We start from the raw sequence: 14,819 nt of genomic DNA on the forward strand, positions 1-14,819 counted from the left end.
CAAGACGCTCAATCTGTCGAAACAGGCTCGTGCCGCCTGATCGTTCCTTTATTGTTCATGCCAAACGTTGTTTAGCGTACCATCCACACGATGGCCTCTACGAAAATCCTGCCAACCAGAAAGCATTCGGGCTGCTTCTTGATACCTGTCTGTGCTGCAATACCGAAGAGCATGTGGTCTCGGCCATTCATGCGATTGATGCCCGCAAGATAAAGGGACTGGGACCAGCCGTCGCCAATCTGCTGTATTTCCTGCACCCCACAATCATGCCGCCTTTCAATACGGCGATCGTGAAGGGCTATAATGCCCTGACCGGATCAAAGGTGAAGCTGGGGCGTTGGGAGGAATATCTTGCCATGCGGCAGGGCATCCTGAAGCTGAATGCGACTTATCGTTCGCTGCTGTCCAATGATCTGGGCGCCATTGGAGGACTGCTGTTTGACGTCGGAAGCGGACGCTATACGGCGCCGCCTCTCAATGATGATGAAACAGCGCGAAAACTCTGGGAAGCCGATCTTCACCAGGTGAGGGAGCAGAGCGCAAAAGAAGCCCGGATACTCGCCGCAGAGCGGGAAACGGATCACACCCATACCGAAATTCAGGGTTGGCTTCGCGATCTGGGGCTTTCCCTAGGGTATGATGTCTGGATTGCTGCCAATGATCGTGGCCGTCCATGGCAGGACGGTAAATTGGGAGATGGCTGTCTGTCGATGTTGCCGGGGTTCACGACGGAAACGCAGGGAGCGGAATCCGTGCGCCTGATCGATGTTCTGTGGCTCGGTCGGGAAAGCCACAGGATTGTGGCAGCCTTCGAGGTTGAGCATTCAACGACCATCTATTCCGGCATCGTGCGGATGCTGGATCTTGCTCTCGGGTCAGAGGCGCAGGCCCTGGAGGGACTGTTCCTTGTTGCGCCGGATAAGCGGGAAGCCGATGTGCGGGAACAACTGCGGCGACCGGCTTTCAGCAGGATTGCCGATCTGAAAGTCCGGTATCTGCCTTACGGGGCGCTTGAGAAGGATCGTAAGGCCATTGAGCGCTTTGGGCAGGGTATGAAACCCATTCAAGCTATATCCCATCTGCTGATCCCTGCGTGAAAATCTATGCTCTTGTAATGAACGGGTCATCGCTTCGTGTGGGTTCCTGTCGCGGATAGGCATGCCTTCCGAACGAAATAGGCAATCTGCTTTTATCGAAGTCTCAGGGCATTGAGCCGCAGTGCGTTTGTCACGACGGCCAGGGATGACAGGGCCATCGCGCCTCCCGCGAACATGGGCGACAGCGTAAGGCCAAAGACGGGATACAGGACACCTGCGGCAAGTGGAATGCCGATCCCATTGAACAGGAAGGAGAATGCCAGATTCTGCCGGATGTTGCGCATCGTTGCCTGTGCCAGGCGGCGGGCGCGTACCAGTCCGGCGAGGCTGCCTTGTGCCAGTGTCATCCCAGCACTTTCGATCGCGACATCGGTGCCTGTGCCCATGGCGATTCCGATATCGGCGGTGGCCAGGGCCGGCGCGTCGTTGACGCCGTCGCCCGCCATGGCGACACGGGCTCCCTTGTGTTGCATGTCACGAATGATTGCGGCCTTGTCCTCAGGCTTGAGGTCGGCATGCACCTCGTCGATCCCCGCCTGACGGGCGACGACTTCCGCAGTCCGGGCGTTGTCGCCCGTCAGCATCACGATCCGCATGCCGACTGCGTGCAGTGCCGCGATGGTCTCCTTCGCGTCGGTCTTCAACGGATCGGCCACGACCAGCAACCCAGCGGCCTGTCCGTCGATGCCGACGAACATGACGCCCGCGCCCTCCGCCCGGTGGCTGTCCGCGACAGGGATCAATGCTGACGCATCGATGCCCTGCTGCCGCATCTGGGCCTGGTTTCCGACGACGACGGCATGCCCGTCCACGGTGCCGGTCACGCCCAGGCCGGTCTGAGAGGCGAAATCTCCGACCGATGCGGCTTGAAGGCCCTGCGCCGTCATCGCGGCGACCAGCGCCTGGGCCAGCGGATGCTCGGACTGCGTTTCCAGTGATGCCGCCAACCGCAGGACGATGCTGGAATCCCATGCACCTGATGTTTCGGTCGCGATCAGCCGGGGCTTGCCTTCCGTTACGGTGCCGGTCTTGTCGATCACCAGCGTATCGACCGTATCCAGCGCCTGCAGTGCTTCGGCGTTGCGAACCAGCACGCCGGCTCGCGCCCCGCGTCCCATGCCGACCATGATCGACATCGGAGTGGCCAGGCCCAGCGCGCACGGGCAGGCGATCACCAGGACCGCAATGGCGTTCAGCAGTGCGTGTCCGAAGCGCGGTTGCGGACCGACCAGAAGCCAGACGACGAAGGTCAGCAGGGACACAAGCACGACCAGCGGCACGAACCAGCCGGAGACCCGGTCCGCCACCGCCTGGATCGGTGCCCGTGTACGCTGCGCAGCCGCCACCATGCTGACGATTCGGGCCAGCATCGTGTCCGAGCCAACGGCCTCGGCCGTCATCAGCAGGCTGCCGGTGCCGTTGATGGTTCCGCCCGTCACCTTGTCACCCGGGCCCTTGGCGACAGGTGCTGGCTCTCCTGTCAGCATGGCTTCGTCCACGCTGGAGCGCCCGTCCATGACGGTGCCGTCCACCGGGATGCTTTCCCCCGGCCGGATGCGGAGCCGATTGCCGGGCACGATCTGGGCCAGCGGTACGTCGTCCTCGCGATCCTGCGCGCCGACCCGGTGTGCGATTTTCGGTGCGAGATCCAGCAGGGCGCGAATGGCGCGACTGGTACGGGCGCGGGCGCGCAGTTCCAGGACCTGCCCGGCCAACACCAGGGCCACGATAACACCTGCGGCTTCGTAATAGACTGGGACCGACCCGTCATGCATGCGGAAGGCAGCAGGGAACAGGCCAGGGGCTACTGTCGCGGCGATGCTGTAGAGAAAGCCCGCGCCGACGCCCAGCATGATCAACGTAAACATGTTCAGATGCCGGGTGCGGAGAGACATCCAGCCGCGTTCGAGGAACGGCCAGCCGGCCCACAGCACGATTGGTGCCGTAAGCGCCAACTGAATCCAGTTCGTCAGGCCGCCATCGAAAAATGCCAGCCCTCCCATATCCGCCGCCATGGCGATGACGACGAGCGGGACCGCCAATATGCTCGCTCCCCATAGGCGCCGGCTGAAATCCACGAGTTCCGGGTTGGGCATGTCGGCGTCGGATGGCTCCTCCGGTTCCAGCGCCATGCCGCAGATGGGGCAGGAGCCGGGGTGATCCTGTCGGATCTGGGGGTGCATCGGGCAGGTCCAGATCATCCCGGCCCGCCTGGGCTGAGGCTTGATGGGCGTCGTGTCCGCCTTGTGCAGGTAATGACAGGGGGCGGCCTCGAACTTTGTCTGGCAGTGCGCGCTGCAAAAATACCAGGTCCGGCCATCATGGTCGGCATGATGCGTCGCCGTCGCGGGATCGACCGTCATGCCACACACAGGATCCTTGACCAGGTGCGCGTCAACTCCGGTCGCTGCCGGGGTGGGACCATCTCCATGGAGATGGGACGCGCAAGCTGCTGTATTGTCGTTCGTCATGAAGCCCCCTTGCTTGTGGCCGCCAGCCGCGGCGTCGAAGTATGCCATAATCGCTTGCACTTCAAGGTATGCCCCGGTAGGGTATATCGCAATGAGGCAGTCACGGGTAAAGATTTTACAGGGCCTGAAACGGGTCGAAGGTCAGGTGCGTGGCATCCAGAAAATGGTGGACGACGACCGCTATTGCGTGGATGTTCTGCTTCAGCTTCGGGCCGCCAAGGCGGCGTTGCATCGGCTCGAGGGGCTTGTTCTGCGCGAACATATCGCGGGCTGCGTTGTAGAGGCGATCGAATCCGGCGATCCGGTGGAGCGTCAGGAAAAGATCGGAGAACTGATCGAAACGGTCAGCAAGATAACGGGGTAGACGTGCAAGGGATCGGCGCGACACGGTTGAGACGGTTGCTGGCCTGCCTGCTTCTGCAGGTGGGGCTGATGCTGGCGTCCATCATGCCGGGTCATGCCGCCACGGTGTCTTCTACAGTTGCTTTGGTTACCCAGCCGATGGTCGACATGCCAGGGATGCAGATGCCATCTCATGCGGATGCGGCGACCGCACATTGCAATCATGAACCGTGCCACGATCATCACCCATGTCATCATTGCGGCGATTGCTGTGTCCAGGGTTCCTGCGTCGCCAATTGGCTGACGCCACCATCCGTGACCAGGGCGTTTGATTACGCAGGTGTTACCGCGCCTTTCGGCATGTCGCGCTCAGATCGCATGGTCGGCCGTGCGTTCGCGCCCGCCCTGCCGCCGCCCAGACAGATGGCCTGATTCTGTTCTGACAGTCTCAGGGCTGGTCATGGACCTATGACCGGTTCCGCCTTCTCTCTTTTGCGGACTATTATTCATGTCAATACGATCACTTACGGGACGGGGCGCGATCACGCGCCGCCGTTTCGTCATCGGGACGGGCCTGTGGGGGGCGGCGCTGGCCGTCCCGCAGCGCAGCGCGGGCGCCTACGCTCCGGTCTATACACCGGCGTCGGGTCGGCCCGACCCGCTGCCTGGCACCCGTTTCGACCTTACGGTCGGTTCTGTGCCGGTCAATATCACCGGTGCGCGCATGCACGCGGTGGGTGTGAACGGCTCCACGCCCGCGCCGATCCTGCGGTGGCGTCAGGGCGACACAGTCGAACTGAATGTCACCAACCGGCTGGATGAGCCCAGTTCGATCCACTGGCACGGAATCCGGGTGCCGGCCGACATGGACGGCGTGCCCGGTCTGAGCTTTGGCGGGATCGCGCCGGGTGACACGTTCACCTATCGCTTCCCGCTGCATCAGAGCGGCACTTACTGGTATCACAGCCATTCCGGCTTCCAGGAGCAGACGGGCCTGTATGGGGCTCTGATCATCGACCCGAGAGACGGTTACGCGCAGCATTTCGACCGCGATTATGTGATGGTCCTGTCCGACTGGACCGACGTCGATCCTGAGGACATCGTCTCCAACCTCAAATTCCAGAGCGATTACTACAATTTCCGCCAGCGTACGGTGGACACGTTCTTCCGTGACGCACATCGGCAGGGGCTGGGTGCGACGATCCGAGATCGCCTGCAATGGGGTGCCATGAACATGGCGCCGACCGACATTCTGGATGTGTCGGGCATCATCTACACCTACCTGATCAACGGCCAGTCGCCTGCTGCAAACTGGACGGGCCTGTTCCGACCGGGCGAGCGCATACGCCTGCGCTTCATCAATGCATCGGCGATGACGCTGTTCGACGTGCGCATTCCCGGCCTGACGATGACCGTCGTTCAGGCCGACGGTAATGACGTGGAGCCCATCCCTGTCGATGAATTCCGCATTGGACCTGCGGAAACCTACGATGTGATTGTCGAGCCCACCGCCGATGGACCGTACACGGTCTTTGCCCAGGCTGAGGATCGTACCGGATACGCACGCGGCACGCTCGCCACCCGTCCGGGCCTTGCCGGTCCGGTCCCGCCCATGGACCCGCGCCCGCTGCGCACCATGACCGACATGGGCATGGGGAATATGGACATGAAGGGCGGCATGGCGGGCATGGAGATGGGGAGTTCGCCGGGGAAGCCCGGTGAAGCCCCTGCCAGCGGCGGCATGGACATGGATCACATGGACATGAAGGAGGCCAACAGACCCGGAGCCGCTGCGATGGATATGCCGGGCATGGCGGCTGCGTCGCGGCATAAAACAGAGCTGAAGCCCGGCGTCGCGGTGCAGAGTGTCGCCATGATGCCGATCAACCGGCTGGCGGAACCGGGCGACGGGCTGGAGAACAATGGTCGCCGCGTTCTGACATATGCCGATCTGCGGGCGACGATCCCGGGCGCGGACCCGCGCCCGCCATCGCGCGAGATCACCCTGCATCTGACCGGCAACATGGAACGCTTCATCTGGGGGTTTGACGGCAAGAAGTTCTCGGAAGCGGAGCCCATTCGTCTCACCCTGGGCGAGCGGGTGCGCTTCGTCCTGATCAACGACACGATGATGGAGCATCCGATCCACCTGCATGGGTTGTGGAGTGAACTGGAAAATGGGCAGGGCGAGTGCCGACCCTACAAGCACACGATTACCGTCAAGCCGGGTGAGCGGCTGAGTTACCTGGTCACGGCGGACGAACCCGGGCTGTGGGCGTATCACTGCCACCTGCTCTACCACATGGAGGTGGGCATGTTCCGCACGGTGGTGGTGTCGTGATCCGGGGTCTGATAGGTGGCACGGTCCTTGCCGCTGGACTGGCTACCGCGGTACCTGGCACGGGACGCGCCCAGTCAGTCCCGGCACGCCAGAGCGAAGGAACCCAGGAAGCGCAGACCGCCTCGGCTCCCGCGCCCGTGGTCTATATCAACGGCATCCAGCCGGTCATGGACCATAACATCTACATGCATGCGCTGCTCGACCAGTTCGAGGCGCGCTTTGGTGCCGATGGCGGGCAGTTCCGTTACGATGGGCAGGCTTGGTTCGGCACCGACTACGACAAGCTCTGGCTGAAATCCGAAGGCACGGTCGGCACAAACGGCAAGTTCGGTGATGGAGACCATGAGGCCCTTTATGATCGTGCTATCTCCCGGTATTTCGATGTCCAGACCGGCGTGCGTCTCGATATTGACAACGGCCCCACACGGGCCTGGGGCGCGATCGGGGTCGAGGGACTGGCTCTATATTTCTTCAATGTGGAGGCCACGGCCTATTTCAGCGACCGGGGTGCGGCGGGGCGTCTGCAGGGCTCATACGATATCCTGCTGACTAATCGCCTGATTCTCCAACCCCAGGTCGAGATGAACTTCTATTCCGCGTCCGATCGTGCGCGCGGCGTCGGAACCGGGCTGTCCGATATCGATACGGGATTGCGGCTTCGCTACGAATGGCATCGGAAATTCGCGCCTTATATCGGCGTGAGTTACTCCGGCACGTTCGGTCAGGCCGCCGACATGGCGCGTTCAAGGAATGAGCGTGTCCATGACCTGAATTTCACCTTCGGGATCAGGATGTGGTTCTGACCGCTCCTGCCCGATGTGAAGTCGTTGCGGGGCGCTCCGTGCGGCCCCGTTTCAGATAACAAAAGATAAGGAACTTACAAATGCTGACTATCAATTTCAGGTTCTCGGCCGCTCTGGCCGCACTTCTGGCCACGGTCTCGGTTGCGCATGCCCAGACCCCCGCTCCGGCACCGGCCCAGCCGCAGGGTCAGGATATGTCCGGGATGCAGGGCATGTCCGGCATGTCGGGGATGGACCACGACAAGATGAAAATGGACGGCATGTCCGGTTCCGGCATGGAGGGCATGGAGAAGGGCATGAAAATGAAGGGAAAGATGGGAGACTGTATGAAGATGAAGGGCATGAATATGTCGAACGGCCACGCCATGGCGCCGTCAGATCACAAGATGAAAATGGGCTGCGGTGACAAGGAAAGCGGCATGAAGATGCCGATGGGGCCGCAGGGCATGCCTGACGCGGTTCATCAGCGCTGATCGGGTCCTGACCGGAGCGGGGCGGCGCCATCAGCGTCGCCCCTGGAAAGGCCCAGGGAGGCACGTATGACAAGACTGATCTGGGGGTTCGCCGGTATCCTGCTGTTTGGGATCGGCGCAGGAGCGACCGTCGTTTTCGGTGGCCTGTATGATGTGGGCGCCACCTCGCCGCACTGGCGGCTGACCTATCGTGTTCTGGAAACGGCACGCCTCCATTCAATCCGGCATCACGCCGAGGGCATTACCGCACCTGTCGATCTTGAAACGCAGGCACGGCTCGTCGGCGGCGCATCGCATTTTTCGACGCATTGCGCCTCCTGTCATTCCGCGCCGGGCGTCGAGGCCGAGGATATGGCGGTGGGGATGTATCCGAAGCCGCCGGTTCTGAAGGATGTGGCGCAACGCTATACACCGGGCGAACTGTTCTGGATCCTCAAGCATGGCATCAAGATGTCGGGCATGCCGTCCTGGGCGGATCATGGTGATGATGATCTGTGGAACATCGTGGGATTTCTGGAGAAACTGCCGGGTATGGACAGGTCCACCTATCAGGCTCTGGTTGCCCAGGCAATGGCAGCCGGCGGACATCACATGCATCATGACATGAATATGCCGATGCCGCAGCAGTAATTGCGGTGAAGGGCTTGATTGAGATCAAGATAAATAATGCCATACCCCTGTATAGTAAATGATGGGACGTTGACGGCGCCCAAAGGCGAATGGGCGCGTGTTTTGCGGGGGACACCATGAGGGTCGTTTTTCGCGGGATGATCGTTGCGATAATGACGCTGCTCGTCAGTGCATCAGAGGGCTTCCCGCAGGCATCGGCCACGTCTTCTGGCAGCCCAACGACGGTCATGTCCAGTGGCACCATGGCGGGACCTACGACAGGAATCCCGCAGCCTTCGCTGGCACTGAGGCGCGATCAACCGGAAGATGACGGACCGATGGCCGCGTCAAGGGGTGCCGCGCATGATGCCGGGTCTACTGGCTGTATGGAGCCAATGTCCTCTCAACCCGGCTCCGGGATGATGTCCATGGACGGTGATGAGCATGCCAGTCATCACCCGGGCATGGGTGACATGAGTAGCATGGGCAACGCTGGTGGATCGTCGTCCAAGCCTGCGGGCATGGAAGGCATGATGGGGCGCATGCTGCCTGAGGCAGGGCAGGCCCTGAGTGCAACTCCCGGGTCGGACAAGGCCGACGCAGGCTGTTGTGGCGCTCGTGGCCGTACGCCGCTTTACACCTTCATGATGACGCACCCGAACCTGACGAGCGAGGAACGTCAGATGCTGGCCGACATCGCAGCGCAACGGATGCAGGATGGCCTTCGCGAGATCGGCGCCGCATCGGTCGATGCCGGTCAGTCTATGTCATTGGAAGCGATGCGGCGGTCCAGCCAAGATATCCACGAGGGTGTCTCACTGCTCGATAGCGGCATGGCCGCGCGGGCAGCTGCTACGGGCCTCGTGAACCCGCAAATCGTGGCATTCAACTGGTTCAACACGCAGATGGGTTTGCCGGCCGCTGAAACACGTCAGCAGAACAGCATATTTTTTGGCCTGACCCCGGCGCATCTGGTGTTCATGACGATCCTGATCCTGGTTTCGATCGCTTTGCTGATTTTGCAGATCCTGCGGTTGCACCGGGTGCAGGAGATCCTCAATGCCACCAGGGTGTCTGTGCCGCAGCCCCCCTCACCGCCTGCGCCCCCATCGCCGATGAACAACGGCCCTAAGCCACCGGTGCCACCCACTCCGGGTTCAGGCGATGGGACCGTCGTGTCGACCGTTATTCCACCTCGGCAGGGGCTCTGGCGTGGTAGCCTGAAAGTTGCTCGTGTCATCCGGGAGACCCCGGCGATCGCGACCTTCTATCTAGTGCCCGCTGATGGGGGGCGGATTCCATTCGATTTCAAACCGGGCCAATTCGTCCAGCTCACGATCGAGCCGACATCTGGCAAGCCCGCGACCCGATCCTACACGATCGCATCATCGCCGGGTCGAATCGAACATCTGGAACTGACGATCAAACGCGAAGAACAGGGCCTCGTCTCGCGTTACCTGCACGATACGGTCAAGGAAGGCGACCTTCTGAAGATTGCTGGTCCATCTGGAATGTTTACCTTTACCGGTGAGGAAGCGGACTCCATTGTCCTGCTGTCCGGTGGCGTTGGCATTACGCCGATGATGGCAGTTCTAAGATATCTGACCGACATCGTCTGGCCGGGCGACATCTACTTTGTCTATTCTGCGCATGAAAGCGCGGACTATGTCTTTCGCCAGGAAATCGAATGGCTGGAACGCCGTAACGACAAGCTGCGTGTAATTGCGACCATGCGGCGATCGCCGGGAACTGAATGGTCTGGACCAGAAGGGCGCATTACGAAGGAGTTGCTCCAGCAGTCAGTGCCTGATCTTGTAAACCGACGCATCCATGTCTGCGGGCCACCAGGTATGATGGCGAGCATGAAGACGATGCTGGCGGATCTTGGCGTACCGGCTGCCAATGTTCACAGCGAGGCATTCGGACCGGCTGCGATGAAGCCGGCACCAGCGGCCGTTGCTGCAACGCCGACACGGGGATCCTCGTCGCCAGCAACCACCCCTGCGGCGACGACCATTACTTTCTCCACATCGGGGAAATCGGCCCCGTTGCAACTGGATGAATCGGTTCTCGACGCGGCGGACGCGGCCGGCGTCACTATTCCATCCTCCTGTCGGTCCGGGATCTGCGGCATGTGCATAACACACCTGCTGCAAGGCCAGGTGACAATGGCGGTTGAGGATGGGCTCGATCCGGCCGACAAGGCCAAGGGCTTCATCCTGGCCTGCCAGGCGAAGACGACCGGTGGCCCGCTTGTGGTGGAGGCATAAATGCAGGAACGCAGCGCAATTGTCGTTGGTGCTCTGGTTGTCCTGCTGGTCTTGTTTCCGCTGGGATTTCTGGTGCATGTCGCACCGCGCTTTCCCGGAAGCTTGGCCGGCAGTCTGATTGGCATTTCCGCCGCCATCCTGATGCTGGTGCCGCTGATCTATGTGGCGGGAAAGCGGATTCCTGTCGTGCATCGTTATTTTGCACCTCGGATTGAGAGCCGCACTCTGCTGTCGGTGCATATCTATGCCGGCGTTCTGGCTCCTATTCTCGGCCTGATCCACGCGGCCCACAAATTCGACAGCCCGATGGGGATTTCCCTCACCGGCGTCATGCTCGTCCTCGTCATCAGCGGCTATGTCGGACGTTACATGTTGATTCAGATCGGCCGTGGACTGCGTGGCCGCGCCCAGGAGTTGGCACAACTTCGCGCCGCACTTGCCGGTGCCGGGATGGCGCATCTGATGTCCGAGACGTCGGATGCGCCCCGCAACATCGTTCAGCGTCTTCTTTTGACATCGGCCTATCCGGGTACGCGGGGTGCATTGGATAGCGAAGCCACCATCGCCTCCGCGCTGGCAGATGTCGAGTACGCTGTCAGATCGGAGAACGTCGTGAATTCATTGTTCGGGCGATGGCGTAAGGTCCACATTGTTCTTGCGACGATCCTCTATTTTCTGCTGGTTCTTCATATCTGGTCGGGCGTGTATTACGGGTTGAGGTGGATATGAAGCCCGTCGTCCTGCTCTATACGATTTTTGCGGCCGCGGCCTTAATCGTTGGTGTGGCGGTGCCGCTTACCATGCATCATTCCGGCAGTAACGCCATTCCAGGCTGGGAAGGACTGGTGAGTCCGGGACCGGTCTCGAAGGCGCATCAGTTTATAGCGAGCCAGTGCGAGACCTGTCACAAGCCCTTTTCAGGTGTTGTGAGTAATAACTGCGTGACATGTCATTCTCTGGCGTCGTTCGCCGATAAGCAATCTACCCGGTTTCATGTTGCGGCGACGCAATGCACCTCCTGTCATGTGGAGCACGGCGAAAGGCCACACATGACCATGATGGATCACGGGGCGCTGACAAGGACGGAGTTTTGGTCAGACACTGTCGCAAAACTGCAGGCAGTGGGGATCGTCGGGGCATCATCTATGCCGGTCGGGCATCTTCCGGTTGGTAACTCCGCCCAGCGTCTGAATTGCGCAAGCTGTCACTCCAACGTCGATCCTCATCGCGCACGCTTTGGCCCTGACTGCGCGACCTGCCACGCTACAAATACGTGGTTGATCTCATCATTTGAGCATCCCGCCGATCAGACATCGACGGATTGCAACGAATGTCACAAGGCGCCGCCCAGCCATTACATGATGCATTTTAAAATGATTTCGCAGCACGTGGCACATCAGGATGCGCCAGTGGAGCATTGCTATGCGTGTCATACCACCGATGCGTGGAACAATATTCGAGGATACGGGTGGTATAAGCACCATTAATCTTGACTGAGTCACGAAAACTTACCCTACGTGTTTAGCACTACTTTGGCAGAAAATTCGGAATATGGATTCCCAACGGATGCGATCGGTGATTCACGGAAGACCAGTTGTAGTGACATGGGGGCTTGACTCATTGATGACTTCTCTTCCGAGTTTCGAACAGATGGGTGGAAGAACTCACTTATTTTCCGCATATCATGCGGATATAGCCTTGCGGTTTGCGGTGATTAAGCGCCATATTCTCCGCAAGGAGTGCAGGGAATATGGCGCGATACATTCATCAGCATGAAGACTGGCCCGGCTTTCAGTGGGACAAGGATACCATTGCCCATGAACTAGCCGCGGTGCGTCATCGGCAGGGACGCCTCCTAGGCCGTATGGAAAGTCTCGGCTTCGATTTCAGGTCGGAAGCCGTGCTCCAGACCCTGACGGAAGATGTCATCAAGTCGAGCGAGATTGAGGGCGAAAACCTCGATCGTGAGCAGGTGCGCTCTTCCATCGCCCAGCGACTGGGCATGGATATTGGCGCACTGGCACCGGTGGATCGGGATGTCGAAGGCGTCGTGGAGATGATGCTGGATGCGACCCGACATTATGCCGATCCGCTGACCGAAGAAAGACTGTTCGCCTGGCATGCGGCTTTGTTTCCAACCGGCCGAAACGGCATGTCACGTATTCTGGTCGGAGGATGGCGTGATGACAGAACCGGCCCGATGCAGGTCGTGTCAGGCCCTGTCGGACGAGAGAAGGTTCATTATGAGGCGCCAGCAGCCAGCAGGGTGCCCGCGGAGATGCAGGTCTTCCTCAACTGGTGCAATGCCGGACAAGCGCTGGATCCTGTGCTGAAGGCAGCCATCGCACATCTGTGGTTTGTTACCATTCACCCGTTTGAAGACGGAAACGGGCGCATGGCGCGGGCTATCGGCGACCTCATGCTGGCGCGCTCGGAGCAGACGGACCAGCGTTTCTACAGCCTGTCAGCCCAGATCCGTCAGGAGCGGAAGGATTACTATGGGATCCTTGAGGCCACTCAAAAAGGGAATATGGACATCACGGCCTGGCTGCTCTGGTTTCTGGGGGCTCTGGATCGGGCCTTTGATCGTGCTGATCTGGTCTTGGGAAAAGTCATCCAGAAAGCCCGTTTCTGGGACAATCTGGCCGGGCAATCGATCAATGACCGGCAACGCCTCATGCTGAACCGTCTGCTGGACGGGTTCGAGGGCAAGCTGACCTCTTCCAAATGGGCGAAGCTTGCAAAGACGTCACCGGATACAGCCCTGCGTGATATCAATGATCTCGTATCGCGCGATATTCTGGCCAGGGAGGCAGCAGGAGGCAGAAGCACGAGCTACGTACTGGTTTTCCCTGAGGTGTAGAGCATCGACCCGGGGTAACTGGAGGTGTCCCAGTGCGGTAGATTTACTGTAGCGTTGGTAGGGCTGGGCGATGAGATAAAAAATGAGATCAGGCCGAGACGGAAAAAAGTCTGTCAAAACGTCCTGTTAATCCTGCATTGTTCTCAAATTGCGATTGCTGCAATTTGAGAGGCAATCCTGTCCACGATGCCAGGATCATAAAAGCTCGAAGGACCGAATTCACCGCAGCATTCATCAACGCCGGCAAAACTCACGTGGGCCGTGATCTCGCCATGCGTGACCTCCTCCGGTTCCAGACCGCCTTCCTGACCATCGGGCAACCTCACCCGGCGCACGCCATTCGGTTCCGTGTCATCGGGAACCGCCGCAAGGACGAGACGCGCAGCCGCTTCCGCCGATGCAGCCGCGACCCTGAAGGTCACTTCGTCTGAGGTCACGACACGTTCGATAAGGGTAACGTCAAAAAACGGCATGACGCCCTCCTCGGTGCGAGCCGTTTCAAGACGGTGTCCCGCGCCGTAATGGCTCTCTGTGTCCATGGTGATCTCGGACATGATTCATTTCCTGTTCGGTATTCAGATCAGATGCAGCGAGGCCTGGTCCACGGCGCTGCATTGACGCCGGGACCAGACAGTCGTCCTGAAAACGCCCTCTGAGGGCGCGGCGTCAGCCTCGTGAGAGAAAGATGTGATCGGCGTGCCCGAACACGCGCATCCACGGCGTAAGGCAACTGCCGTGGCAATCGGTGTGTGCATCATAAGTGCCCGAGGCAAACCGTGAGGTCACCGCACATACGGCGTCCCGCGTCGGCCCCGCCTCCCAGGTCACTTTCAGGGTGCCGTAATGCAGTTTGCGCACCGAGAATTTCGTTTCCGGAAAAGAGGTCTTCAGAAGGGCGCGGATATTTTTCGCGGCGATCGTACCGTCGCCCGTATCACTCTGAATCAGAGACGCCCAGGCGGGATCGCTCCGCAGGCTGGCGATTGCCTCCATCTCCGCTTCCTGCGCCATCCGGGCCGCGGCTTCAGCCTGTGCCCGTGCCGCCTGAGCATCCGCGAGCAGACGCGACAATGTGGCAGCATCCGCAAACCCCTCCTCACGTGGATAGACGCGCCACTGGACACCTCTCAGGACCGCTTCAGGCAGTCGGTACGATACGCTCGCATCCTCAAAAACAACGTCGAACGCTGGTGTAACTGAGTGGCGCCGGGAAGGGTCGGTTCGCTGCGGGTCATGAACTGGACTTGTAACGGTTTTGTGCCGGTCATCTGAGCGTTTTAAGCTCGTATCAGGAGACCGACGGGTAAGCATCCGGCGGGAGACGCGGGCGTATTCAGGCGGCGATGGTATTGTGGACCTGCTGGTGGGCTTTCCAGTGCCAGGGCAGGAGTTCATGGAGGCGTGGATTGGGGATGTCATTGATCCGTGCCAGGACATCAGCGAGCCATGCATGGGGATCGACATCGTTCAGGCGCGCGGTGACGATCAGGGAATACATGGCGGCGGCGCGCTCTCCGCCACGATCGGACCCGGCGAACAACCAGGCTTTC

15 protein-coding genes are annotated in these 14,819 nt (G+C 60.2%); 11 read left to right on the plus strand and 4 right to left on the minus strand.

Going from position 1 to position 14,819, the window contains the following annotated elements:
* Positions 1–1,097: type II restriction endonuclease (locus CFR80_RS13880; RefSeq protein WP_258367816.1), on the plus strand; the 1,097-nt coding region annotated here is incomplete at its 5' end.
* Between the two features lie 92 nt (positions 1,098–1,189).
* Here CFR80_RS13880 and CFR80_RS13885 read toward each other — a convergent pair.
* On the minus strand, positions 1,190–3,616 hold the full coding sequence (locus CFR80_RS13885; RefSeq protein WP_082783004.1) for a heavy metal translocating P-type ATPase: 2,427 nt from the start codon (positions 3,614–3,616) through the stop codon (positions 1,190–1,192).
* A gap of 43 nt (positions 3,617–3,659) precedes the next feature.
* Here CFR80_RS13885 and CFR80_RS13890 point away from each other — a divergent pair, with 43 nt between their 5' ends.
* The 10 genes from CFR80_RS13890 to CFR80_RS13935 all read left to right on the plus strand — a co-directional run bounded on the left by CFR80_RS13890 (position 3,660) and on the right by CFR80_RS13935 (position 13,269).
* Complete coding sequence (locus CFR80_RS13890) at positions 3,660–3,932, plus strand: metal-sensitive transcriptional regulator (RefSeq protein WP_062106135.1); 273 nt, start codon at positions 3,660–3,662, stop codon at positions 3,930–3,932.
* A gap of 68 nt (positions 3,933–4,000) precedes the next feature.
* Complete coding sequence (locus CFR80_RS13895) at positions 4,001–4,342, plus strand: hypothetical protein (protein WP_258367817.1); 342 nt, start codon at positions 4,001–4,003, stop codon at positions 4,340–4,342.
* Between the two features lie 76 nt (positions 4,343–4,418).
* Entirely contained in the window at positions 4,419–6,251 is a 1,833-nt protein-coding gene (locus CFR80_RS13900) for a copper resistance system multicopper oxidase (protein WP_061491051.1), read from the plus strand.
* Positions 6,248–7,054 carry a copper resistance protein B gene (locus tag CFR80_RS13905; RefSeq protein WP_110507536.1) on the plus strand — a complete coding sequence of 269 codons (807 nt, stop codon included), beginning with the start codon at positions 6,248–6,250 and terminating at the stop codon, positions 7,052–7,054. Before CFR80_RS13900 ends, CFR80_RS13905 begins: the two co-directional genes overlap by 4 nt.
* Before the next feature lie 80 nt (positions 7,055–7,134).
* Positions 7,135–7,527 (plus strand): hypothetical protein, encoded by a 393-nt coding sequence (locus CFR80_RS13910; protein WP_018307592.1) that lies wholly within the window; start codon positions 7,135–7,137, stop codon positions 7,525–7,527.
* A 66-nt stretch (positions 7,528–7,593) separates the two neighbouring features.
* Positions 7,594–8,157: a c-type cytochrome gene (locus CFR80_RS13915; RefSeq protein ID WP_110507537.1), complete on the plus strand. Its 564-nt coding sequence runs from the start codon at positions 7,594–7,596 to the stop codon at positions 8,155–8,157.
* Positions 8,158–8,564: 407 nt separating this feature from the next.
* Complete coding sequence (locus tag CFR80_RS13920) at positions 8,565–10,406, plus strand: 2Fe-2S iron-sulfur cluster-binding protein (RefSeq protein ID WP_231867181.1); 1,842 nt, start codon at positions 8,565–8,567, stop codon at positions 10,404–10,406.
* Entirely contained in the window at positions 10,407–11,135 is a 729-nt protein-coding gene (locus CFR80_RS13925; RefSeq protein WP_110507539.1) for a hypothetical protein, read from the plus strand. It abuts the gene before it with no gap.
* Positions 11,132–11,893, plus strand: a complete 762-nt coding sequence (locus CFR80_RS13930) for a hypothetical protein (protein WP_007284538.1) — start codon at positions 11,132–11,134, stop codon at positions 11,891–11,893. Before CFR80_RS13925 ends, CFR80_RS13930 begins: the two co-directional genes overlap by 4 nt.
* A 263-nt stretch (positions 11,894–12,156) precedes the next feature.
* Complete coding sequence (locus CFR80_RS13935; RefSeq protein ID WP_110507540.1) at positions 12,157–13,269, plus strand: Fic family protein; 1,113 nt, start codon at positions 12,157–12,159, stop codon at positions 13,267–13,269.
* A gap of 143 nt (positions 13,270–13,412) precedes the next feature.
* On the opposite strand, the gene CFR80_RS13940 is transcribed toward CFR80_RS13935, so the two are convergent.
* The 3 genes from CFR80_RS13940 to CFR80_RS13950 form a co-directional block, all read right to left on the minus strand.
* A complete protein-coding gene (locus CFR80_RS13940) occupies positions 13,413–13,823 on the minus strand; it encodes a hypothetical protein (protein WP_146221654.1) in 411 nt (136 codons plus the stop codon).
* Between the two features lie 112 nt (positions 13,824–13,935).
* Positions 13,936–14,706 carry an LPD29 domain-containing protein gene (locus tag CFR80_RS19440; protein WP_309146439.1) on the minus strand — a complete coding sequence of 257 codons (771 nt, stop codon included), beginning with the start codon at positions 14,704–14,706 and terminating at the stop codon, positions 13,936–13,938.
* Positions 14,603–14,819: transposase domain-containing protein (locus tag CFR80_RS13950; protein ID WP_146221620.1), on the minus strand; the 217-nt coding region annotated here is incomplete at its 5' end. The genes CFR80_RS13950 and CFR80_RS19440, both read right to left, overlap by 104 nt.

The organism is Komagataeibacter oboediens, assembly GCF_003207815.1.
Taxonomy (GTDB): domain Bacteria; phylum Pseudomonadota; class Alphaproteobacteria; order Acetobacterales; family Acetobacteraceae; genus Komagataeibacter; species Komagataeibacter oboediens.